The sequence below is a fragment of the Serratia sp. CY56464 genome, assembly GCF_052168435.1.
Lineage (GTDB): Bacteria > Pseudomonadota > Gammaproteobacteria > Enterobacterales > Enterobacteriaceae > Serratia > Serratia marcescens.
This window is the reverse complement of sequence record NZ_JBJNMV010000001.1, coordinates 1880267-1903680: the sequence shown is the minus strand read 5'-3', so window position 1 is coordinate 1903680 and position 23414 is coordinate 1880267. Positions and strand designations below refer to the sequence as shown.

21 protein-coding genes are annotated in these 23414 nt (G+C 57.5%); 10 read left to right on the top strand and 11 right to left on the bottom strand.

Annotated elements, in window-relative coordinates; translation table 11 throughout:
• The first annotated feature begins 51 nt into the window (after positions 1-51).
• From rlmKL to rmf, 6 genes are all read left to right on the top strand, one after another.
• A complete protein-coding gene (rlmKL, locus tag ACJ8KE_RS09340) occupies positions 52-2178 on the top strand; it encodes a bifunctional 23S rRNA (guanine(2069)-N(7))-methyltransferase RlmK/23S rRNA (guanine(2445)-N(2))-methyltransferase RlmL (protein WP_028127997.1) in 2127 nt (708 codons plus the stop codon).
• A 5-nt stretch (positions 2179-2183) separates the two neighbouring features.
• The gene (locus tag ACJ8KE_RS09335; protein WP_015377351.1) at positions 2184-4088 is read left to right on the top strand and encodes an ABC transporter ATP-binding protein; all 1905 of its coding nucleotides are present in this window, start codon (positions 2184-2186) and stop codon (positions 4086-4088) included.
• A gap of 76 nt (positions 4089-4164) precedes the next feature.
• Positions 4165-5478 (top strand): membrane integrity-associated transporter subunit PqiA, encoded by a 1314-nt coding sequence (gene pqiA, locus ACJ8KE_RS09330; protein WP_369825817.1) that lies wholly within the window; start codon positions 4165-4167, stop codon positions 5476-5478.
• Positions 5465-7111 carry an intermembrane transport protein PqiB gene (gene pqiB / locus ACJ8KE_RS09325; protein WP_016928295.1) on the top strand — a complete coding sequence of 549 codons (1647 nt, stop codon included), beginning with the start codon at positions 5465-5467 and terminating at the stop codon, positions 7109-7111. The genes pqiA and pqiB overlap by 14 nt, the downstream gene beginning before the upstream one ends.
• Positions 7108-7668 carry a membrane integrity-associated transporter subunit PqiC gene (gene pqiC / locus ACJ8KE_RS09320; RefSeq protein ID WP_016928294.1) on the top strand — a complete coding sequence of 187 codons (561 nt, stop codon included), beginning with the start codon at positions 7108-7110 and terminating at the stop codon, positions 7666-7668. Before pqiB ends, pqiC begins: the two co-directional genes overlap by 4 nt.
• 270 nt (positions 7669-7938) lie before the next feature.
• The gene (rmf, locus tag ACJ8KE_RS09315; RefSeq protein WP_004928150.1) at positions 7939-8109 is read left to right on the top strand and encodes a ribosome modulation factor; all 171 of its coding nucleotides are present in this window, start codon (positions 7939-7941) and stop codon (positions 8107-8109) included.
• Positions 8110-8173: 64 nt separating this feature from the next.
• On the opposite strand, the gene fabF is transcribed toward rmf, so the two are convergent.
• From fabF to ACJ8KE_RS09295, 4 genes are all read right to left on the bottom strand, one after another.
• Positions 8174-9451 (bottom strand): beta-ketoacyl-ACP synthase II, encoded by a 1278-nt coding sequence (gene fabF, locus ACJ8KE_RS09310; RefSeq protein WP_097102396.1) that lies wholly within the window; start codon positions 9449-9451, stop codon positions 8174-8176.
• Positions 9448-9975, bottom strand: coding sequence for a winged helix-turn-helix transcriptional regulator (locus ACJ8KE_RS09305; RefSeq protein WP_442517222.1), 528 nt, complete (start codon positions 9973-9975; stop codon positions 9448-9450). The genes fabF and ACJ8KE_RS09305 overlap by 4 nt, the downstream gene beginning before the upstream one ends.
• A 317-nt stretch (positions 9976-10292) precedes the next feature.
• Positions 10293-10811 (bottom strand): bifunctional 3-hydroxydecanoyl-ACP dehydratase/trans-2-decenoyl-ACP isomerase, encoded by a 519-nt coding sequence (gene fabA / locus ACJ8KE_RS09300; protein WP_004928144.1) that lies wholly within the window; start codon positions 10809-10811, stop codon positions 10293-10295.
• A gap of 68 nt (positions 10812-10879) precedes the next feature.
• Positions 10880-12628 (bottom strand): AAA family ATPase, encoded by a 1749-nt coding sequence (locus ACJ8KE_RS09295; protein WP_079449430.1) that lies wholly within the window; start codon positions 12626-12628, stop codon positions 10880-10882.
• A gap of 210 nt (positions 12629-12838) precedes the next feature.
• Between ACJ8KE_RS09295 and matP the strand changes: the two genes are divergently transcribed.
• Positions 12839-13297, top strand: coding sequence for a macrodomain Ter protein MatP (gene matP / locus ACJ8KE_RS09290; RefSeq protein ID WP_004928138.1), 459 nt, complete (start codon positions 12839-12841; stop codon positions 13295-13297).
• A 102-nt stretch (positions 13298-13399) separates the two neighbouring features.
• Here the strand turns inward: matP and ompA are convergent, their stop codons facing one another.
• Both ompA and sulA read right to left on the bottom strand, forming a co-directional pair.
• On the bottom strand, positions 13400-14479 hold the full coding sequence (gene ompA, locus ACJ8KE_RS09285; protein WP_004928134.1) for a porin OmpA: 1080 nt from the start codon (positions 14477-14479) through the stop codon (positions 13400-13402).
• A 356-nt stretch (positions 14480-14835) separates the two neighbouring features.
• A complete protein-coding gene (sulA, locus tag ACJ8KE_RS09280) occupies positions 14836-15342 on the bottom strand; it encodes an SOS-induced cell division inhibitor SulA (RefSeq protein WP_015377359.1) in 507 nt (168 codons plus the stop codon).
• A 229-nt stretch (positions 15343-15571) separates the two neighbouring features.
• On the opposite strand from sulA, the gene ACJ8KE_RS09275 reads away from it, so the two are divergent.
• Positions 15572-16228 carry a TfoX/Sxy family DNA transformation protein gene (locus ACJ8KE_RS09275; protein WP_028128001.1) on the top strand — a complete coding sequence of 219 codons (657 nt, stop codon included), beginning with the start codon at positions 15572-15574 and terminating at the stop codon, positions 16226-16228.
• 4 nt (positions 16229-16232) lie between these two features.
• Here ACJ8KE_RS09275 and yccS read toward each other — a convergent pair whose 3' ends face one another.
• Positions 16233-18368, bottom strand: a complete 2136-nt coding sequence (yccS, locus tag ACJ8KE_RS09270; RefSeq protein ID WP_079449429.1) for a YccS family putative transporter — start codon at positions 18366-18368, stop codon at positions 16233-16235.
• A gap of 26 nt (positions 18369-18394) precedes the next feature.
• Positions 18395-18847 carry a YccF domain-containing protein gene (locus tag ACJ8KE_RS09265; protein WP_004928120.1) on the bottom strand — a complete coding sequence of 151 codons (453 nt, stop codon included), beginning with the start codon at positions 18845-18847 and terminating at the stop codon, positions 18395-18397.
• Between the two features lie 166 nt (positions 18848-19013).
• Here ACJ8KE_RS09265 and helD point away from each other — a divergent pair, with 166 nt between their 5' ends.
• Positions 19014-21068 carry a DNA helicase IV gene (gene helD, locus ACJ8KE_RS09260; RefSeq protein ID WP_016928285.1) on the top strand — a complete coding sequence of 685 codons (2055 nt, stop codon included), beginning with the start codon at positions 19014-19016 and terminating at the stop codon, positions 21066-21068.
• A gap of 32 nt (positions 21069-21100) precedes the next feature.
• On the opposite strand, the gene ACJ8KE_RS09255 is transcribed toward helD, so the two are convergent.
• Together ACJ8KE_RS09255 and ACJ8KE_RS09250 are read right to left on the bottom strand one after the other, a co-directional pair.
• Positions 21101-21559: a methylglyoxal synthase gene (locus ACJ8KE_RS09255; RefSeq protein ID WP_016928284.1), complete on the bottom strand. Its 459-nt coding sequence runs from the start codon at positions 21557-21559 to the stop codon at positions 21101-21103.
• A 123-nt stretch (positions 21560-21682) separates the two neighbouring features.
• The gene (locus tag ACJ8KE_RS09250) at positions 21683-22348 is read right to left on the bottom strand and encodes a DUF2057 family protein (protein WP_016928283.1); all 666 of its coding nucleotides are present in this window, start codon (positions 22346-22348) and stop codon (positions 21683-21685) included.
• A 255-nt stretch (positions 22349-22603) separates the two neighbouring features.
• Between ACJ8KE_RS09250 and ACJ8KE_RS09245 the strand changes: the two genes are divergently transcribed.
• On the top strand, positions 22604-23017 hold the full coding sequence (locus ACJ8KE_RS09245) for a CoA-binding protein (protein WP_033640793.1): 414 nt from the start codon (positions 22604-22606) through the stop codon (positions 23015-23017).
• A 59-nt stretch (positions 23018-23076) separates the two neighbouring features.
• Here the strand turns inward: ACJ8KE_RS09245 and hspQ are convergent, their stop codons facing one another.
• Positions 23077-23394: a heat shock protein HspQ gene (gene hspQ / locus ACJ8KE_RS09240; protein WP_004928104.1), complete on the bottom strand. Its 318-nt coding sequence runs from the start codon at positions 23392-23394 to the stop codon at positions 23077-23079.
• Positions 23395-23414 lie beyond the last annotated feature (20 nt).

Sequence of the window (23414 nt, the reverse complement as noted above, 5' to 3'; positions counted from 1 at the left end):
TGCGGATTAGCTATAATGCGCAACAATTTTCTTTTTGGTGATAAGTACGATATGAACTCTCTGTTTGCCAGCACGGCGCGTGGATTGGAAGAACTGTTAAAAAGCGAGCTGGAAGCGCTTGGCGCTCACGACTGCAAAGTGGTGCAGGGCGGGGTACATTTTCAGGGTGACGATCGTCTTCTGTACCAAAGCTTGCTGTGGAGCCGCCTGGCTTCGCGCATTCTGTTGCCGCTGAACGAATTCCGCGTGCACAGCGATCTGGATCTGTACCTCGGGGTGCAGGCGATCGACTGGCCGAGCATTTTTGGCGTGGATAAAACCTTTGCCGTGCATTTCAGCGGCGTGAACGAAGAGATCCGTAACAGCCAATATGGCGCGCTGAAGGTGAAAGACGCCATCGTCGACAGCTTCACCCGCAAACTCGACCAACGCCCGACGGTCGCCAAACAGCAGCCGGACATTCGCGTTAACGTCTTCCTGCAGCGCGATATGGCCAGCGTGGCGCTCGATCTGAGCGGCGAAGGTCTGCATCAGCGCGGCTACCGCGATCTCACCGGCCAGGCGCCGCTGAAGGAAAATCTGGCGGCCGCCATCGTGCTGCGTTCCGGCTGGCAGCCGGGCACGCCGATGCTTGATCCGATGTGCGGCTCCGGCACGCTGTTGATCGAAGCGGCGATGATCGCTGCCGATCGCGCGCCAGGCCTGCACCGTCAACACTGGGGCTTCAGCGCCTGGAATGGCCACAACGCCGAACTGTGGCGTGAAGTCACCACCGAAGCGCAGGTGCGCGCGCGCCGCGGCCTGCAGGAAACCGCCTCTCGCTTCTTCGGTTCCGATATCGATCGCCGGGTGATTGAAATGGCGCGCGGCAACGCCCGCCGCGCCGGCGTCGCCGAGCTGATCACCTTCAACGTCGGCGACGTCGCGCGCTTGACCAACCCGCTGCCGGAAGGCCCGCAAGGCACGGTGATCAGCAACCCGCCGTACGGCGAACGCCTGGAAAGCGAACCGGCGCTTATCGCGCTGCACAACATGCTGGGCCGCGTGATGAAAAGCGCCTTCGGCGGTTGGCAACTGTCGCTGTTCAGCGCCTCGCCGGAGCTGTTGAGCTGCCTGCAGCTGCGCGCCGAGCGCCAGTTCAAGGCGAAGAACGGCCCGCTGGAGTGCGTGCAGAAAAATTATCAGCTGGCGGCAAGCCCGGCCGGTAGCGCCACCGGCGGCGTGCAGGTGGCGGAAGATTTCGCCAACCGTCTGCGCAAGAATTTGAAGAAGCTCGACAAGTGGGCGAAACAGCAGGGCATTGAATGCTACCGCCTGTACGATGCCGATCTGCCAGAATACAACGTTGCGGTGGATCGCTACGGCAGCAAGGTGGTGGTGCAGGAATATGCGCCGCCGAAAACCGTCGATGCGCAGAAAGCACGTCAGCGTCTGTTCGATGTGATCAACGCGACGCTGGCGGTGCTGGAGCTGCCGTCGAATCAGCTGATCCTGAAAACCCGCGAGCGGCAGAAGGGCAAAAACCAGTACGAGAAGCTGGCGCAGAAGGGCGAGTTCCTGCTGGTGGAAGAGTATAACGCCAAACTGTGGGTCAACCTGACCGACTATCTCGATACCGGTCTGTTCCTCGATCACCGCATCGCGCGCCGTATGCTGGGTGAGATGAGCGGCGGCAAGGATTTCCTCAACCTGTTCGCCTACACCGGCACCGCCAGCGTGCACGCCGGGCTGGGCGGCGCGCGCAGCACCACCACGGTGGACATGTCGCGTACTTACCTGGAATGGGCGGAGAAGAACCTGCGCGCCAACGGCCTGACCGGCCGCCAGCATCGGCTGATCCAGGCCGATTGCCTGTCGTGGCTGAGCAACGCCAATGAACAGTTCGACGTGATTTTCATCGATCCGCCGACGTTCTCCAACTCCAAGCGGATGGAGAACACCTTTGACGTGCAGCGCGATCATTTGGCGCTGATGAAAGATTTGAAACGGTTGCTGCGCCGCAACGGAACCATCATGTTCTCGAACAACAAGCGCGGTTTCCAAATGGATATGGCAGGGCTGAGCGCGTTGGGTCTGGAGGCGAAAGAGATCACCGCCAAGACGCTGTCGCAGGATTTTGCCCGTAACCGTCAGATCCACAACTGCTGGCTGGTGACTCACGCCGGCGAAGGAAAATAATTACTATGTCGTTAATCAGCATGTCCGGCGCCTGGCTCTCTTTCAGCGATGCGCCACTGTTAGACAACACCGAAATTCATATTGAAGACAACGAGCGCGTGTGTCTGGTCGGGCGCAACGGCGCCGGCAAATCCACGCTGCTGAAGATCCTCGGCAAAGAGATCCCGCTGGACGATGGCCGGGTGATCTACGAACAAGATCTGATCGTGGCACGTCTGCAACAGGATCCGCCGCGCAATATCGGTGGCAGCGTATTCGACTTCGTAGCGGAAGGCGTTGCGGAGCAGGCGGAACACCTGAAGGCCTATCACGCGATCTCTCACCTGGTGGAAAGCGATCCAAGCGAGAAAAACCTGGCGCGCATGGCGCAAATCATGGAGATCCTCGATCACCAGGGGCTGTGGCAGCTCGACAGCCGCATCAGCGAAGTGCTGCTGCAGCTGGGGCTGAACGGCGACGCCGAGCTTTCCTCACTGTCCGGCGGTTGGCTGCGTAAAGCGGCGCTGGGCCGCGCGCTGGTGAGCTCACCGCGCGTGTTGTTGCTCGACGAACCGACCAACCACCTGGACATTGAAACCATCGATTGGCTCGAGGGCTTCCTGAAAGAGTTCGACGGCAGCATCGTCTTCATCTCGCACGACCGTTCGTTTATCCGCAACATGGCGACGCGCATCGTCGATCTGGATCGCGGCAAGCTGGTTTCCTGGCCGGGCAACTACGATCTGTATCTGCAGAGCAAAGAAGAAGCGCTGCGGGTGGAAGAGCTGCAAAACGCCGAGTTCGACCGCAAGCTGGCGCAGGAAGAGGTCTGGATCCGTCAGGGCATCAAGGCGCGCCGCACCCGCAATGAGGGCCGCGTGCGCGCGCTGAAGGCGCTGCGCGTCGAGCGCTCGCAGCGCCGCGAAGTGATGGGCACCGCCAAGATGCAAGTGGAAGAGGCGACCCGCTCCGGCAAAATCGTATTCGAGCTGGAAGACGTCAATTATCAGGTTGGCGAAAAAGTGCTGGTGCGCGGTTTCTCCGCCCAGGTGCAGCGCGGCGACAAGATTGCGCTGGTGGGGCCGAACGGCTGCGGCAAAACCACGCTGCTGAAACTGATGCTCGGTCAGCTGAAAGCCGACAGCGGCCGTGTGCACTGCGGCACCAAGCTGGAAGTGGCCTATTTCGACCAGCACCGCGCCGATCTCGATCCGGAACGCACGGTGATGGACAATCTGGCGGAAGGCAAGCAGGAAGTGATGGTCAACGGCCGTCCTCGCCACGTATTAGGCTATCTGCAGGACTTCCTGTTCCACCCGAAACGCGCGATGACGCCGGTGAAGGCGCTGTCGGGCGGTGAGCGTAACCGCCTGCTGTTGGCTAAGCTGTTTCTTAAACCGAGCAATCTGCTGATCCTCGATGAACCAACCAACGATCTCGACGTCGAAACGCTGGAGTTGCTGGAAGAGCTGATCGACGGCTATCAGGGCACCGTACTGCTGGTCAGCCACGATCGTCAGTTCGTCGACAACTCGGTGACCGAGTGCTGGATCTTCGAAGGCAACGGCGTGATCAATGCCTTCGTTGGCGGTTACTACGATGCGCATCACCAGCGCGCGACGGCGAAACCGATTCGTCAGGCGGCGCCGAGCGCGAGCAAACCGGCGGCGGAGAAAAAGGCCGAACAGCCGAAGAAAACGGCGGCCAAGCTGAGTTACAACCTGCTGCGTGAGCTGGAACAGTTGCCGCAGCGGCTCGAACAGCTGGAAGCGGAAATCGAAGCGCTGCAGGCGCAGATGAGTGACGCGGATTTCTTCACGCGGCCGCACAGCGAAACGCAAGAAGTGCTGACGGCGCTGGCTGATGCCGAGCAAGCGCTGGAACAGGCTTTCGCCCGTTGGGAAGAGCTGGAAGCGATGAAAAACGGCTGACCGTTGAGATGCCGCCCGCGCGCTGCTGCGGGCGGCATCGACGTGCCGGTGAGCAACGTTATTTAGGAGGAATATGGTGTGTTCCCACAACAATCATCAGCAGCATAGTCATTCCGCACCCTCGGCGGCGCAACAGGATAACCTGATGCTGTGTCCGCAGTGCGACATGCTGGTGGCGCTGCCGCCGCTGGCCTATGGCAGCAAAGCGGTATGCCCGCGCTGCAAAACCACGCTCAGCGCCCGCTGGGACGAGCCGCGCAAGCGGCCGATCGGTTACGCGCTCAGCGCCTTGTTCATGCTGGTGCTGGCCAACATTTTCCCGTTTATCAACATGCGCGTCGCCGGCCTCGGCAACGAAATCCGGCTGATCCAAATCCCGGAAGTCATGGTGGCGGAAGACTACGCCAGCATGGCCACCTTGTTTATGGTGTTCGTGCAGCTGATCCCGGCGTTTTGCATGGTGGCGATCATCCTGCTGTGCGCCAGAGTGCGTTTGCCACTGGGCCTCAAAGAATGGATGGCCCGGGTGCTGTTCCAGTTCAAGACTTGGTGCATGGTGGAGATTTTCCTCGCCGGGGTGCTGGTCAGCTTCGTCAAGCTGATGGCCTACGGCGATATCGGCATCGGCAGCAGCTTCGTGCCTTACTGCCTGTTCTGCCTGCTGCAGGTGCGCGCCTTCCAGTGCGTGGATCGGCGCTGGTTGTGGCAGGATATCGAACCGGCACCGCGACTTAATCGCCCGCTGACGGTGGGGCGCACCGGCATGCGCCAGGGCGTGCGCTCTTGCGCGTGCTGCACGGCGATCTTGCCGGCCGATCAGGTGCGCTGTCCGCGCTGCCACACCAAGGGCTACGTGCGACGTCGTCACAGCCTGCAGTGGACGCTGGCGCTGCTGGTGACCTCTGTCATGCTGTATATTCCGGCCAACCTGATGCCGATCATGGTGACCGAGGCGTTGGGCAACAAGATGAACTCCACCATCATGGCGGGGGTGATCCTGCTGTGGGGGGACGGCTCTTATCCGGTGGCGATGGTGATTTTCATCGCCAGTATCATGGTGCCGTCGCTGAAAATGTTGGCGATCGGCTGGCTGTGCTGGGATGCGAACGGCAGGAAGAAACCGCGCGCCGACAGCGAGCGTATGCATCTGATTTATGAAGTGGTCGAATTCGTTGGCCGTTGGTCAATGATCGACGTGTTTGTGATCGCCGTGTTGTCGGCGCTGGTGCGAATGGGGCAGTTGATGAGCATTTATCCCGCGACGGGCGCCGTGCTGTTCGCGCTGGTGGTGATCCTCACCATGTTCGCCGCCATGACATTTGATCCCCGGCTGACCTGGGATCGCGCAAGTGAAACAATCAACAAGGAGCCGCAAGGTGACGGAAAATAATCATAGCGTCGCGGACGTCGAGAAGATCAAACGCTGGTCGCCGGTGTGGATCATTCCCATCGTGACCGCACTGATCGGCGCCTGGATCCTGTTTTACCACTTCAGCCATCAGGGGCCGGTGGTGACGCTGGTGACCTCGACGGCGGAAGGGCTGGAAGCGGGTAAAACCAAAATCAAAAGCCGCAGCGTTGACGTCGGTGTGGTGGAAACCGTCACGTTGAGCGATGACCTGAGCAAGGTGATGGTGCAGGCTCGCCTCAATTCCGGCATGGAAAAATTGCTGCGCCAGGATTCCGCTTTCTGGGTGGTGAAGCCGCAGATCGGTCGTGAAGGCGTCTCCGGGCTGGGCACGCTGCTCTCCGGCGCCTATATCGAACTGCAGCCGGGCAACAAAGGCAAAGACGGCAAAGACAACTATCAGCTGCTCGATGCGCCGCCGCTGGCCTCCCCGGATGCCAAAGGGTTGCGCATCGTGCTGGACAGCGAGAAGTCAGGCCAGCTCAACGCCGGCGATCCGGTGCTGTTCCGCGGTTATCGCGTCGGGTCGGTGGAAACCAGCTACTTCGATCCTAAAGAACGCGCTATGCGCTATCAGCTGTTCATCACCGCGCCTTACGATCAGTTGGTCACCACCAACGTGCGTTTCTGGAAAGACAGCGGCGTGGCGTTTGACATGTCGGCGCAGGGCATGCGGGTGGAGATGGGCTCGTTGACCACGCTGTTCAGCGGCGGGGTCAGTTTTGACGTGCCGGACGGCTGGGATCGCGGCGAACAGGCGAAAGAGAAGGCGGAGTACCAGCTGTTCGACAACCAGCGCAGCACTCAGGATTCACTGTATACCGTGCATAAGGATTACCTGCTGTTCTTCTCCGACTCGGTACGCGGCCTGCAGCCGGGCGCGCCGGTCGAGTTCCGCGGCATCCGTCTGGGTACGGTGGCGCAGGTGCCGTTCTATAAAGACGGCATGGCGCAGCGTCTGGATAACGATTACCGCATTCCGGTGCTGATCCGCATCGAGCCGGATCGCTTCCAGAAACAGCTGGGCGGCAACTTCGATATTGAAGGGCACCTGAAAGATGCGGAGTCTCGCGGCATGCGCGCCTCGATGAAGTCCGCCAACCTGCTGACCGGTTCGCTGTACATCGATCTTGACTTCTATCCGCAGGAAAAACCGTGGAAAGGGCCGCGCGAGCTGTTCGGTTATCCGCTGATGCCGACCACCAGCGGCGGTCTGGCGCAGATCCAGCAGAAACTGATGCAGACGTTGGATAAGATTAATTCGATGCCGATCAATCCGATGATCAACGAAGCGACCAAGACGCTGGCGGAAAGTCAGAAAACCATGAAGTCGACGCAGCAGACCATGAAGTCGCTGAACGACATCATCGCCAGCAAAGAGATGCAGGCGCTGCCGCAGGACATGCAGAAAACGCTGCTGGAGCTGAACCGCAGCATGAAAGGGCTCCAGCCTGGTTCACCGGCTTACAACAAGATGGTGGGCGACATGCAGCGCCTCGATCAGGTATTGCGTGAGCTGCAACCGGTGCTGCGCACCCTGAATGAGAAGAGCAACGCGCTGGTGTTTGAAGCCGCCGGCAGCACTGACCCTCAGCCGAAGAAGGCCACGAAATGATGAAATGGATCCCGGTAGCCCTGGCGCTGTTACTCAGCGCCTGCAGCAGTTCGCCACAGAAGACTTACTATCAGTTGCCGGCGCTGGGTGCGCCTGCTGCAGCCAGCAGCAGCGGCGCTTCCACGCGCCAGCTGTGGCTGGAACACGTGAGCGTGGCGGATTATCTGGCGCAGAACGGCGTGGTGTATCAGACCAACGACGTACAGTATGTGATAGCCCAGAACAACCTGTGGGCCAGCCCGCTCGACCAGCAGCTGCAGCAAACGCTGGTCACCAACCTGAGCAGCGCGCTGCCGGGCTGGGTGGTCTCTTCGCAGCCGATGAGCAGCGATCAGGATGTACTGAACGTGACCATCAGCGGCTTCCACGGCCGTTTTGACGGCAAGGCGATCATTCGCGGCGAGTGGGTGCTGAATCGCCAGGGGCGCCTGATCAAACGGCCTTTCAGCCTGGAATTGAAACAGGGTGAAGACGGCTATGATGCCCTGGTGCGCACCCTGGCGCAGGGATGGCAGCAGGAAGCTCAGGCTATCGCAGCACAGATGGGCGGCATTTAGTCATAATTTGGTCTAAAATCATCTAATCCCTGTCGGCGTGAAAATCCATTTTTTCTCGCTGGCAGGGATTTATATTTCATTTCAAACAGTTAAACCCTTTCCCGGCAGATCAGCCACTTAGCTTTTTCCTCGGGCGTAGCTCACAAATATGACATTGGCGTGAATTTTGCGCATTGATCTTCTCTTCTTTTAGCGCTATTGATTACTCGTGGCTGCGCAAAAAGCAGCCATTGTTTTCTTTCCACCAGACCAAAATGAGGGAAACGAGGCATGAAGAGACAGAAACGCGATCGTCTGGAAAGGGCGCATTCGAGAGGGTATCAGGCAGGTATTTTAGGGCGTTCCAGGGAACATTGTCCCTACCAATCATCAGTGGACGCCCGGTCTCAATGGCTGGGAGGTTGGCGAGAAGCCATGGAAGACAGGGCTGTGACCGCTTAAGCGGCTCCCTGTCAAATAAAAGGAATAACCTCCGCCCTTTGGCGGAGGTTTTTGTTTGTGCCGTTTATTCGTCCTGCCAGCGTTTCAGTAGAATACTCGCATTCACGCCGCCAAAGCCGAAGCCGTTCGATAAGGCGTAGGTTATGCTCATCGATTCAGCCCGTTTCGCGACCAGGTGCAAACCTGCCGCCGCCGGATCGGGATTGTCCAGATTCAGCGTCGCCGGGGCGATCTGGTCGCGCAGAGCCAAGGCGGTAAAGATGGTTTCCAGCCCGCCGGCGGCGCCGAGCAGGTGCCCGGTGGCGGATTTTGTCGAGGTTACCGCGACGCTCCCTGTCGTGCCAAACAGGTGTTTGATGGCATTGATTTCACCCAAATCCCCTACGGGTGTCGACGTCGCGTGTGCGTTTAAATGCTGAACCTCTTCTGGGGCGACGTTCGCCTGCTTCAACGCGGTTTTCATCGCCCGATAAGCACCGTTGCCGTCTTCGGCACCGGAGGTCATGTGGTAGGCGTCGGCGCTGGTGCCATAACCGACGATTTCCGCGAGCGGTGTGGCGCCGCGCGCCCGCGCGTGTTCCAGCGTTTCAATCACCAGCATGCCGGCACCTTCCCCCATGACAAATCCGTCTCGCGCGCTGTCAAAAGGCCGAGAAGCCTGCCTTGCCAACTCGGCCGGTGCGGTGGACATAGCGCGCGCGGCGGCGAAGCCGCCCAGGCTGACGGTGTCGATAGCGGCTTCGGTACCGCCGCACAGCGCGATATCGGCCTCATCATTGCGGATCAGACGCACGGCGTCGCCAATGGCTTGCACGCCGGCCGCACAGGCGGTGACCGGTGCGCCAATCGGGCCTTTGAAGCGATGCTTGATGGAAACATGGCCGGCCGCCAGATTGACCAGGAAAGAGGGGATGGTGAACGGCGACAGGCGCTTGGCGCCGCGGTTGTCGGTGGTGCGTACCGCCTGGGCAATCGCCGGAAAGCCGCCAATGCCCGAGGCGATGACGGTGGCGGTGCGCTCTTGTTTTTCCTCCGTATCGGCTATCCAGCCGGCCTGACGAACGGCTTCATCCGCCGCCGCCATGGCAAACAGGATAAAGCGATCCATTTTCTTTTGGTCTTTGGGAGCGACGGAAGCGTCGGGGTTGAAGCCCGCTTCAGCATCCTGCGCCAGCGCCGGAACCTGACCTCCGACCTTGATCGGTAAATCTGCAACGATCTCGTCAGGCAAAGCCCGAATGCCTGACTCTCCTTTTAACAAACGTTGCCAGATGGTCTCCACGCCGCACCCTAACGGTGAAACGGCACCCATGCCGGTAATAACGATACGACGATTGCTCATGACGACTCCTTGGTAAGTTCAGATAAATCGGCGAGGCGCCGTTGCCGCATCAGTACGGCGCGTTGATGTATGCCTTCATTTGCCGCAGGCCCTGGCGCCAGCGTAATAAACTGCGGCGGCACCGGCTGTTGGCTATCGATATTGACCAACTGGACCTGGATCGGCCGATCGGTGCGGCTGTCGACTAACAAGGCGCTAATGTCACCGTCGATCAAATGGCGATTGCCCCATTCTGAGAGAGCTGCCAGCACGGGGAGAAAATCGTTGCCGCGTTCGGTGAGCAGATACTGATAGCGGACCGGCCGCGTTTGATAACGTTGCTTATGCAGAATGCCGTGGGCCACCAAGTCCTTCAGGCGTCGGGCCAGGAGAGTCGGTGACATCCCCAGGCTTTGTTGGAATTCGTCGAACTTGGACAACCCCTGAAAGGCATCACGCAGGATCAGGATGCTCCACCATTCTCCGACACGATCTAATGAACGTGCGACGGGGCAAGGTGCATCGCTAAAGCGGGTTTTTTGCATATCGTCCCTTTGTCGGTACATTTATTGTAGTTACATGGAGGGCCTATACTAGGTGATTTTAAGGGGCAAGAAAATAACCGGACGCAAAAACCGCTATCGTGTCGATAGCTGGCTGTGGGGAGGGGGCGCTCAACCGGCCGGTGGCTTTGACCGTTTCGGTAGAGACATGCGGGATAAACCGGTTCGGTAGCGGGCGATTAAAGGAGGTGGGTAGTCTTTAAACGGTAAGAGAAAGAAATGCCATCACGCTGGGCGTGATGGCATGCATGCGAAGAGCATTAGCAAAGAAGACGATGGCCGCCCTCTTTTCTGCGTGATTAGAACGCTGTGGTATCCTTGAACAGACCCACTTTCAGATCGGTGGCGGTATAGATCACTTCACCGTCAACCAGCACTTCGCCATCGGCGACGCCCATGATCAGCTTACGGGTGATGACGCGTTTGAAGTTAATACGGTAGGTCACTTTTTTCGCGGTTGGCAGCACCTGGCCGGTAAACTTGACTTCACCAACGCCCAGCGCGCGGCCTTTGCCTTCGCCACCCAGCCAACCGAGGTAGAAACCGACCAACTGCCACATCGCATCCAGGCCCAGACAGCCTGGCATGACCGGATCGCCGATAAAGTGGCAACCGAAGAACCATAGGTCCGGATTAATATCCAGCTCCGCTTCCACATAACCTTTGTTGTGAGTCCCGCCGTCTTCGGTCATCTTGACCACGCGGTCCATCATCAACATGTTACCTGCCGGCAACGGTGGGCCACCGGCGCCGAACAGCTCGCCACGGCCGGATGCTTCGAGGTCTTCTTTCGTATAGGAATCGCGTTTATCTACCATGTTCTCAGTAAGCCTTATTTTAATGAAGGACGCAGGTTAGCTAACACGTGTACGCTGAACAAGTCCGATCAGCCGTGGTTGAACCAGTTGAGCCAGCGCAGCGGCCACGGACGACGGCGTTCCTGCAGGCTCACCTGCGCAATCCGTTCCTGAATGGCCGCCAACAAATTCGGCTGTTGTTCGTCAGAGTAGAGGCAACCTGTGAGCAAAGGCAAGGCTTCCGCCGCGCTCTCTACCGCCCACAGATGGAATTGCCCTTCGCGTACCGCGTCGACGATATCCTGGCGCAGGCACAGGTGGCGCACGTTGGTCGCGGGCAATACGACGCCCTGTTTGCCTGTCAGACCGCGGCGTACACAAACCTCGAAGAAACCTTCGATCTTTTCGTTAACGCCACCTATCGGCTGTACGTTGCCGAATTGGTCGACGGAGCCGGTGACGGCGATCTGCTGGGTGATCGGTTGCTGTGACAGGGCGCTGACCAATGCGCACAGCTCAGCCAGCGAGGCGCTGTCACCGTCCACTTCACCGTAAGATTGCTCAAAGACGATGGAAGCGGAGAAGGGCAGTTGCTGATCAAGATCCAGTTCGGCGATCAGGAACGCCTGCATGATCATCATGCCTTTAGCATGCAGGTTGCCGCCCAGTTCGGCTTTGCGCTCGACGTCGGTGAACTCGCCGTCGCCGAGATGCACAACGCAACTGATGCGCGACGGTTCGCCAAAGCTGCGTGGATGACCGGGATAATCCAGGACTGACAGACCGTTGATCTGTCCGACCACTTCACCCTCGGTCTCAATCAGGATCTGACCCAACTCAATCTCATCCTGCATACGCTCGGCCAGATAGCTTTCACGCCATTCTCGGGCATTTAACGCCGCCTCGAACGCTTTGGCCGTAATGCGATCCTCTTCGGCATACAGTGCGGCTTCGGATAGCTGCTGGCCAATCCAAACCGGCGAGAGTGGCAGAATGCCCTGATCGCCACTGTAACGCACAGCCTGGACGATCAGCGGCGGCCAGGCGTCGGTCGCCAGCATCGGCAACTGCTGGTCGGCAATCACGCCGTTGACGTAACCGCACCACTGCGCCATATCATCAACTTCAGTCAGCTGCAGATCGTCTTCGAATTCACCGTAGATCGCTTGTTCGCTCAGTTCCGGCTCGATATCGTGAAAATCGGCCAGGCCGTGACGGTCGCCGACTACAATCAGCCGCAGATCCAGCGGCATCGGTGGAATGGCTACCGGCAGCGGGCGGGTTTCGTCTGGCGATACCCAGTGGAACTGACGCTGGCCGATCATCTGTTTCAGCCGCAGCCACAGCAACGGCTGAGCAAGCAGCGCCCGCGCCGACAGAATCAGAATGCCGCCGTTGGCCTGGTGCACCAGACCCGGTTGCAGGGTAATGTCGCCATTGTGGATCCGTACGCAGCCAAACAGCTGTTCCGGCTCAATCCACTCCTGGAACAGACAAGCGCCGCCGGCGGCAAAAGGTTCATCGCCACGGCTGGCAGGCTCGACGCTGACCTTGCCATCCTGAATGACATAGTGGCTGCCGCGGCATGCCGTATTTTTCGGCAGCAGTGGTTTGACGGCGTGCGCGATCAGTTCCAGATACTCACGCGTTTCTTGCGCTTTCAACAGCATGAAACGCGGTGGCGATTGGGGGTGGCAAAATAGCGTCAGGGCATTTTCCAGCCGAGGCTGAATGGCGGAAAAGGGCACGGGTGCCAACTGAGCGGCGGTATCAAATATCGCCTGATAAGGCGTTACGTCCGGCAATAAAGATTGCCATTCAAGTCGGTTATTGGTCAAAGTGTTAGATGCAATCGTTAAAAAGGGAAAGGGCGATTATACAAGAATAACGGCGGCTTGATACATGCGGAGTGCCAGTTGGCATCAGGGAGTTTGACATCGCGCGGTGACTGTGCAAAAAACAGTCTAAAAGACGGTTTAATTGCCGGGGAAATTCGGCGCAAAGCTGTTATGCTTATTTGAAGTTACGCGGTCACTGAAGAGCTCAAGATGAAATATCAGCAACTGGAAAATCTGGAGAGCGGTTGGAAATGGAAGTACCTGGTGAAGAAGCACCGAGAAGGGGAACTCATTACCCGCTACATTGAAAACAGCGCTGCTCAAGAGGCGGTTAACGAGCTGCTGAAGCTGGAAAATGAGCCGGTCAAGGTACTTGCATGGATTGCCGCTCATATGAATCCGGAATTGGATAACCGGATGAAACAAACGATCCGCGCCCGCCGCAAACGTCATTTTAACGCAGAACATCAGCATACGCGTAAAAAATCTATCGATCTGGAGTTTTTGGTTTGGCAACGATTGGCTGCCCTGGCGCGCCGCCGTGGCGTTACGCTGTCGGAAACCGTCGTGCAGCTTATCGAAGACGCTGAACGCAAAGAAAAGTATGCGAACCAGATGTCGTCGTTGAAAGAAGACTTGAAGGCGATTCTGGGCAAAGATCCCAAGTAAGCGCGTGAGAACGCCTCTATGGCGCCAGGCATTGAATGTTCTGGCAACAAGAGGACGAAAAAAAACCCCGCACTGGCGGGGTTTTTTATTAGGCGAGTAAACTTAGCCCTGAGGCTGAGTTACAACGTCTTTGATACCTTTAACTTCGATCTCTACGCGACGATCTGGTGCCAGGCAAGCGATCTGAGCTTTGGTAGCGCGGCCAGATTTGTAGCCACAGGTGTTGCCTGTAACTGCATCTGCTTCACCCATACCACGTGCAGAGATTTTGTCTGACGGGATGCCTTTGGAGACCAGGTAGTCAACAACGCTCTGTGCGCGTTGTTCAGACAGTTTCTGGTTGTACTGGTCAGAACCAACGGCGTCGGTGTAACCCAGAACAACTACGGAGCCGTCTTTAGGATCCATGGAGCTCAGCTGGGTGTACAGCTGATCCAGAGCCTGCTGGCCTTCTGCTTTCAGAGTAGATTTGTTGAAGTTGAACAGCACGTCAGACTTCAGAGTGAAACGCTTGGTTTCAACAACTGGAGCTGGAGCCGGAGCTGGTGCTGGAGCAACTACGTCATCCTGACCGAAGCGGTAAGAAACGCCCAGGCTCAGCATGGTGTTGTCTGGACGTGCGCCAACGGTACCTGCGTCACCGATGTTGCTTACGAACTGGTAATCCAGACGGGTAGCCCAGTTTTTGGTCAGTGCGTATTCAACACCAACAGCAGCCAGCGGAGAAACGCCGGTGTCGTGGTCGCTCAGACGCTGACCAGTACGGCCGTAGTTAGCTTTGGAGTCTGCACGCCATACCATACCACCCAGACGAGTGTAGATGTCCAGATCGTCAGCAATTGGGTAGCTCAGTTTAGCAGCCAGTTGAACGCCCTGCGCTTTGAAAGCACCGTTGTTCACGCTGCCTTTGTAAGGCATGCGGCCGAGCCAGTCATAGCCCAGCTCGAAGCCCAGGTATTGGTTTGCCTGGTAGCCCAGGAACGCGCCGGCACCCAGCTGATCTTTATGGGTTGGGCCGTTGCCGATACCGTTCTGGTAACCGTTGCCGTAGAAGCCAACGTCATGGTACTGGGACCAGCCCAGTTTAGCACCGGTGTACCAGGTGTTATCTTTTGGAGCGGCTTGCGCTACGGTAGCGAAACCTGCCAGTGCCACTGCTAATGCGATAGCTGTCTTTTTCATTTTGCGCCTCGTTATCATCCAAATAGGCAATGAGCTTTAAAGCTGTTTAAGCCCTTGGTTAAATTCCTTCGCCAAGGTTTAAGCCCTCGTTTGTTACTCGCCAGTTTTTCTGACGTTATAGAGCAACCTTGGCGATGTAAAGTCTACAACGTGGCGCGAAAGTTACAAGTGTGATGTGATAAGGCTCTAAAAAAAAACGCGGAATCGTACATATTTGCTAACATTCTTAGCCTAAAAAAACGGCGATTCATCGCGCGTTTTTGCCTGCCAAACCGCAGCCGGACTAGCTTTTTGCCTTCCCCCGCAAAGGTTCCGCTTAGGGGGTGCGAAAATGATGGGAAAAATCCTAAATTTACTTAATGATACAAAGAAGAGTGAATTTTTAGGGTGGAACAGTGTCCGTGAGTCGGGCTAATGTCACGTTGAGGGCGCATGATAAACCCATAGGCATTACCCAATTCTGCCGCACGTCTTAATTTTAGACGATCCTCCTCCGTTAGCTCGGGCAACCAGCCGAGAACCACGCTGTAATTTCCCGTTTGCAGCGCTTTTTCCATCGCCTCAACCGTATTCACCGGGCTGATCTGGCTCAATTGCACCATTTTATCTACAGGCAGGCCGGATTGCTGCAGCCATTGCTTGCTTAATTTTTGCTGCGGCGTCAGCCACAGAAGCCAGCGAGACTGCTTGCCCAATTGCAGCAGCAGGGGCAACAGTAATTGAGCCACTGCGGGCTGGCGCTCGTTGTAAACAAGTTCACTGATCAAGCCATTCTCTTTGCCGATATCCGTGTTCTTCGCAACATTGCGCGTTGTATAAGAGCCATGGCCGAAATGAGGTTGGTAGAGTGATTGAGTACGCATAAAGTTCCCGCCCGTCGTGTTGCTGTATGTTTATACAGTATCCCTGATTTAGGATAAGATCAACCCAAATTTTCGTAGCGGCTCGCATAATTGCGATCATTTTTTGTACCGACGATTTTTGTGATTGGCAGGCGGGCGGATAGTGCGTATTTTCCTAATTAGTTGTTCACGTTACTTTTTTCATTGATGAGAGAAATAATACGGCCAGAACCTAAAAAGGAGGAACGCTATGAAAAGGATGTCGACGAGAAGAATCGCGCAGGCTAAAAATTGCTTTGCGGCGCTGGGCGCCATCACCACACGATCACAGTTTGGCGGCTATGGGCTGCTGGCTGAAGGGGTAATGTTTGCGGTGGTAGCAGAAGGTGAATTGTACTTGCGGGCTACGGCGAGCATGGAACCGGCCTTTCGCGCCCGGGGCATGGTCAATATGGTCTATTCCAAGCGCGGTGTGCCCATCACCTTGCGCTATTACTGGGTTGACGAGTCGCTGTGGCGGGAACGCAATGAGCTGGTAGGGCTGGCCTGGCAGGCTATCAGGGAAGCGCGCCGAGAACAGCGGCTCAAGGCCGGCGATCACGGCAGATTGAAGGCGTTGCCAAATATAGATGTCAACATGGAGCGCTTGCTATGGCGAGCGGGTATTCGCAATGCCTATGACCTGCGGCTGCATGGCGCTAAACGTAGCTATCTTCGCCTGCTGCAACAGCAGACCAATCTGGGTCTGCGCGTGCTGCTGTCGCTGGGCGGCGCGATAGCCGGTTATCATCAGGCGGCGTTGCCGACCGAATTGCGCAACGAACTGGTGCGCTGGTTCGATCATACGATGGCTATGCGTCGTCATGGCCATGAGCCAGTAGTTCAGGGCCCATCAAGCGGGCCCTGAATAATTAGGTTGCCTTATTGATTTGGGTATGGAGTGCGGTGAGTTCCGGCAGCAGCTCGAGCATTAGCCCCACCTGCTGCAAGACCAACTGTTCTTTGCTTTCAGGTTCTGGAACGGCTTTGCGAATACGCTCCGCCAGCTGTTCCAGCGCTTGCGCAATGCGCTGGCTGTTCCGTTCTTCCTGATGCAAGGCGCCGTCCACGTAACACACGGCATCATTGAGCAGATCGAGTGTGGCAGGGGTATTCAACCGCTCGCGGTGCGCCCCCAACGCCGAGATATAACTCAGGAGAGTATGGTTCAGGCAGAGCAGACGGAAGGCGGCTTCCTGCAACGCCTTGTCGGCCTTGGGATCGGCGGACATGTTGGAGATGACCGAAGCCAGTTCGGCATCGCTGTTGTGGGCATCTCGCCGCGCGATGCGGTAAGCGAGCCCGTTATCCTTACCCTGATGATATTGCACCAGAATGGCGTCCAGATAGCGACAGTTGGCATTCAGCGTTTTATCCACCACCGCCGGCAGTTGGCGGAACTTCCAGTCCGGCCAGATAAAGCTGACCGCCGCCCAGGCGATGGCGCAACCCAATAAGGTATCGTAAACGCGCGGGGCTGCTACTTCGAAACCTTCACCCAACAGGTTAAAGCACAGCAACACAAGCAGCGTGATGAACATCGTTGCATGGGCATACTGTACGGTGCGAAAAGCGAAGAACAAGACACCGGTGATGACGATCAACACCAGTTGTCCTTCCACTGAAGGCACGAAATAGAGGATTGGCAGGCCGATCAGGATACCGGCCAGGGTGCCGATGATGCGCAGCGCCAGGCGCCGGCGGGTCGCGTTGTAGTTCGGTTGGCAGACAAACAGGCTGGTCAACAGGATCCAGTAACCGTGCTGCATGCCGGTGAGCTGGATGAAGGCGTAACCCACGCACAGCACTACCGACATGCGGATCGCATGGCGGAACAGGGCCGACTGCGGCGTCAAATGGCGGCTGATGCGCAGTCGGATGTCGCTCCAGCCGGTTAAGCGATCGTCGGCCAGGCTGTTCTCTTCCGCCTGCCCGCTGGCCAGCGTCTGCTCTGACTCGATATTGGCCAGCTGCGCATCGATCGCATGCAGGTTTTTCAGCAGGTGCGCCAGCGCTTTGGTTTGCTCTGAATTGCCCTGGGTTTCGGCTATGCGCGCCAAGGCCTCCTGAATGCGGCTGAAGGCTGGCTCAAAACGCGGGTTGTGCTGGTATTTTTGCCGCAGCAGGATCGATTGTGCCAACTGGCGGCAGGCGCGCGCCTGCATGCTCAGCAAACGCTGGAAGCGGAATAAAATATCGCTGTGACGGAATTGCCGGCTGAGCGCGTGGTACTGAACGTGGGAAGAGCTGGCGCGCTCGTGGATATCCTGCGCGACAAAATAGTAGTGCAAGGTGCGGCGGGTGCCGCGCTGGCCGCGGTCGCCTTTCAGGCGCGTCAGCAGCGAGGCTTTGGTCTGGTTCAGCAACGCGACCAACGCGCTGTTGGCCATCGCGACATCCATCCATGGCAGGTCGGCGGCGCGTTCGGCGTCGGGATCGAACAGATTGGCCTTGGCATCCAGATAGTTGGCCAGTTGATCGTAACAGCGCGCCAGGTTCTCTTGCAGCGGCCGGATAGGGAACAGCAGGTGGCCCGCCAGCGTCAGCAAGTTGTACCACAGCGCGCCGATCACCAGCAGCAGCGGTTGCTGATACCAGGCATCGTACATCGAGGTGCCGAGCATGGTGTAAACCGCGATCAGCAGTGCGCCGAAGGCGATGGTGGCGTAACGCTGCCCCAAGGCGCCCAGCAAGATAAAACCGCAGGTCGACGTGGTTAAGCCGAGGGCGAACAACCAGGGATAAGGGAACAGCAGCTCGATCGACGCGGAGGCAACAAAGAAGCACACCAGCGTGATCAGCAGGTTGCGTAACCTGCCGGCCAGGCGGTCGTCCAAATCGGTCAGTGCCGCTGCCACCACGCCCAGCGTCAGCGGGATAGTCAGCTTGGGAATGCCCAGCCACCAGGGAACGGCGGTGGTGCCGATCAGCGCAATAAGAATGCGCAGGTGATACAGCAGATTGCTGTTGTAGGTATAACGACGTACTGCGGGTGCAAAAGAGCGCACGAAAAACTCCTCAAACGGAGAAAAAATTAACGCTGATGATAGTGGCGGCGAGCATTCTCAATACGCGCTTGCTGAGCCATTTCGACCGAGACGACGCGGCGCCCCACCGGCCACAGCGCGATGGCGGCTATTTTGAAATTGGCGATACCGACCGGAATGCCGATGATTGAAACGCATTGCACGATACCGGCGGCGATGTGCGACAGGCACAGCCACCAGCCGAACAGCACCAGCCAAATAATGTTGAGCAGCGAGCCGCCGGCGGAGAGCAGCGCATTGCTTTTTTCCGGATACAGTTCATCGACGTGTATCGCTTCGTTGCCGAACGGCACCAGCGACAGCTTGGTGATTTCCCAACAGGAGCGGGTAAGCGGCAGTGTGATGACCAGCAGCACGCTGAACACCGTAGCAATAAGCCAGCCTAGCGTGGTGAAGAAACCGCCCAACACAAAATTAAGAATATTCAGTACAGTACGCATAGACGTCATTCTGCTCTAATGATAGCCAAACCGCGATGCGGGCGTATTCACGATAAAAACGCAAAATCTATTCTACCCTTTTTTTAGCGCTAGAGTGCCACTGCTTATCGCAGGTAAACTGGCAGATATCCGTTATTTACTCTCAACATAGTCATGGCGCGACGATATGGAACTTAAAGCGACATCGCTGGGGAAACACCTGGCTCAGCACCCTTATAACCGCGTGCGGTTGCTGCACGCCGGCGTTGAGGTGAGCGGGGAAAAACATGAATACCTGATCCCCTTCAATCAACTGATTCAGGTCAGGTGCAAGCGCGGCATCGTCTGGGGCGAGCTGGAATTTGAATTGCCGGACGAAAAAGTGGTGCGGCTGCACGGCACCGAATGGCAGGAAACGCAGCGTTTTTATCACTATCTGCAGCAGGCGTGGCAGCAGTGGAGCGCCGAAATGAGTGAGGTCAGCGCCGGCGTGTTGCAACAGCAGGTGGCACAGATTCAGCGCATAGAACAGCAAGATAAATGGTTCAAAAAGTCTGAGCTGGGCAAGCTGCAACAGCAAATCCGTGAGGCTTTCTCCGCGCTGCCGATGCCGGTAGCGCGCCTGGATGAATTCGATAACTGCCGGGCCGATTACCATCTGTGTCTGCAATGGCTGCAGCAGGGGCAACGCAGCGTTGAACAACGCAACCGGCAGTGGACCGATCGCATGCTGGAGCAACATCACGACTTCTTCCAGACCGTCGAAAGCTCACCGCTCAACGACGCCCAGAGCCGCGCGGTGGTCAACGGCGAGGATTCCGTGCTGGTGTTGGCCGGCGCCGGCAGCGGCAAAACGTCGGTGCTGGTGGCGCGCGCCGGCTGGCTGCTGCGCCGTCAGGAGGCAGAACCGGGGCAAATCTTGCTGTTGGCGTTCGGCCGTCAGGCCGCCGGCGAGATGAACGACCGCATCAAAGAACGTTTGGGCGATGTCGGCATTCAGGCCAAGACCTTCCATGCCTTGGCGCTGCAAATCATTCAACAAGGCAGCCGCAAAGCGCCGGCCATCAGCCGGTTGGAAACCGATGCCAAAGCGCGCAAAGAGCTGCTGATTACCCATTGGCGCCAACAGTGCGCAGAGAAGAAAGCGCAGGCCAAGGGGTGGCGTCAATGGTTGACCGAAGAGCTGGAGTGGGAAGTGCCGGAAGGCGACTTCTGGCAGGATAAGCGCCTGGCGGATCGCCTGGCAAGCCGGTTGGAACGCTGGTTGGGGCTGATGCGCATGCACGGCGGCAGCCAGGCGGAAATGATTGAGCAGGCGGATGAAGAAATCCGCGATCTGTTTTCAAAACGCATCCGGCTGATGGCGCCGCTGCTGAAAGCCTGGAAAAGCGCCTTGAAAGAGGAAGGGGCGGTGGACTTCTCCGGCCTGATCCATCAGGCAGTCAACATTCTCGACAAGGGGCGCTTCGTCAGCCCGTGGAAACATATTCTGGTCGACGAGTTTCAGGATATCTCACCGCAGCGTGCACTGTTGCTGGCGGCATTGCGCCGACAGAACAAGCAGACCTGCCTGTTTGCGGTGGGGGATGACTGGCAGGCGATTTATCGCTTCAGCGGCGCAGAATTGACGTTAACCACGGCCTTCGCCACGAACTTTGGCGAAGGCGCGCAGTGCGCGCTGGATACCACCTATCGCTTCAATGAACGTATCGGCGAGGTGGCCAACCGGTTCGTGCAGCAAAACCCGCACCAGCTGAAAAAACCGCTCAACAGCCTGAGCAAGGGCAATAAAAAGTCGGTGGCGATCCTGCCGCACGAACAACTGGAGCCCTTGCTGGATAAACTGAGCGGCTATGCCAAGCCGGATGAGCGCATCCTGGTGCTGGCGCGTTATCACCATCTGAAACCGGAAGCGTTGGCGAAAGCGGCCACCCGTTGGCCTAAACTGAATCTGGAGTTTATGACCATCCATGCCAGCAAGGGGCAGCAGGCGGAATACGTCATCATTGCCGGTTTGCATGAGGGGCGTGACGGCTTCCCCGCCGTGGCGCGCGAGTCGGTGTTGGAAGAGGTGCTACTGCCGCAGCCGGAGGATTTCCCGGATGCCGAAGAACGCCGTCTGCTGTATGTCGCGTTAACTCGAGCTAAACATCAGGTATGGCTGTTGCAGGATCGTGAACGCCCTTCGGTATTCGTTGAACATCTGCAGGATCTTGGCGTACCGGTGCAGAAAAAACCGTAAGCTCGGGCCTGGCGGCAGCCAGGCCGTGAGGACTATTTCAGGCGGTCTTGCAGGTAGCGCTGATAGTCGGGAATAGCGATCTCCACCTCGTTTTTGAACAGCGGAGAGTCGATCAGAAAGTCTGCGGTCGAGCGGTTGGTGGCCACCGGAATATTCCATACGGTCGCCAGCCGTAGCAGCGCCTTCACGTCCGGATCGTGCGGCACCGCGTTCAGCGGATCCCAGAAGAAGATCAGCATGTCTATTTTGCCTTCCGCAATCAGTGCGCCAACCTGCTGATCGCCGCCCATCGGGCCACTCAGCATGCTGGTGACGGGAATGCCGCTGGCGCGCTGGATCAGATTACCGGTCGTGCCGGTGGCGTAAAGCTGATGCTGCGCAAGAATGGTCTTGTGGCTTTCTACCCACTCCAACAGGGCCTGTTTGCGGTGATCGTGTGCCACCAGCGCAATATGTTTGCGCGCGGCGATAGTGCGGGTAGTCAATTCCATCTCGGTGTCCTTCGCTAATCAGGGGATGTGCGACAGATTACTGAAACTGTTTTTCACTGCCTAGCGTTTGCGCCTGAAAATGCGAAGAAAAGGCGCCTTTGTGGGGAAAGACGCCGGGAGGGATCAGCGAATCGGTTGTTTATTGGCCCAGCGCAGAAAGCGCTTCTGTGTTTCCTTGTCGGCCTGTTGGAACCAGTATTGCAACATCTGTTCCGACACGTTCTCACCTTTCAACGTCACCGTCGGGGCATTCAGCGGCGCGCCGGCCAACGCGAGGGTTGAGGGATTGCCTGCGTTCGCCTGCACAAAGGCCGGAACGGAGGCCGGTCGGTTCTGGCGGTTGTAATCAGTCATCACCTTTTCCAAATCGGTATTGAAGGTGACGCTGTCGGGATGCAGCGCATCATGCCGGAATGGCAAGGCGTTGCCGTCTTTATCGACCACCAGATAATTTAACGTTCTGTCAAAGCGTTGCGCATCACGATCGTTCTCGATGCGCGGCAGTTCGATCGCCACTTGGCTGATCTTTTGCGTATTGAAGGTGGCAACCAGCGGCAGGGACGTATAGGCCTGTGTATGCTGGCCGGAGCGTACGGTTTTGGTCACTTTGAACAGCAACTGGTGCTGCCCGCCGTCCAGTTCAAGGCTGTCGGCACCTTTTAACAACGAACCTGTCATTTTCTTGCCGTCGACCACCAGCAGGTCGATGTCCGGGGAGAGTTTCAGGGTCGTAGCCGCGGCAGGCATACTGATGCTGAGCAACGCCGCAACCACCAGACCAAATTTCATCATTATCTCCTTATAAAGTGACGTAGCTCTAAGTGTTGAACACGGCATAGGTTGTGTCAAAATTTTTCAATCGGGCATTTTGTTTACATTTTTACATATTTTATCGCGATTAGACACGACCGTGCGCAGCTGAACCGCGACAGCCTCAGACCATAAGATTGCGGTGAAGTTTCCCTCGCGTTGCGTTTAACCGAGCGAATGCCGATCGGTTACACTCGAAATGGAAAGTGACGCAGTGATAAACGGGAGTTGAAGATGCAAGATCAAGAGATTGTTGAGCTGTTGCAGCAAGTGAAAACTATCGCGCTGGTCGGCGCCAGCGATAACCCGTCGCGGCCCAGCTATGGGGTGATGGCGTATCTGTTGGCACAAGGGTATCAGGTGATACCGGTCAGCCCAAAACTGGCGGGGCAGACGCTGCTGGGGCAGCCGGTTTACCCTACGCTGGCCGCTATCCCACAGCCGGTGGATATGGTTGACGTGTTTCGCAATTCAGAGGCGGCTTACGGCGTGGCGCAAGAGGCGATAGCGATCGGCGCCAGGGCGCTGTGGCTGCAGATAGGGGTGATTAACGATCAGGCGGCGGCGCTGGCGCAACAGGCTGGGCTGCGCGTGGTGATGGATCGCTGCCCGAAAATAGAAATACCGCGTTTAGGGCTGGAGCGCTAAATAAAAAAGGGCCTGGCGCGATGCCGGGCCCTCTCGGGGTTTCTCAGGTCTTGGCGCGGTCAATTGCGCAAACGTGGCGCCTGTAACTGGTGACGGATGGATTCCGCCAGTTCATCCAGCGATGGTTGCTCGGGGTGCGCTTCCTGGGGCTCGCCATCCAGCTGCGCTTCCGCCAGATAGGTGTGCACCGGTTGGCCTTCCTCGTCTTCCATCACCACGTGGTACCAAGGGGCGGAACGCAGTTCGTCGTTCGCCGCTATCTCGTCAGCTTTGGGTTGTTCTAAAGAGTATTCCGGGTCGATATCGATCACGACGCCCAAATACCCCAGCAGTTTATGCCTAACCTGTTGTCCGATACCGAATTTGCTGGCAATCATGATGACCTCCTGAGAAACAA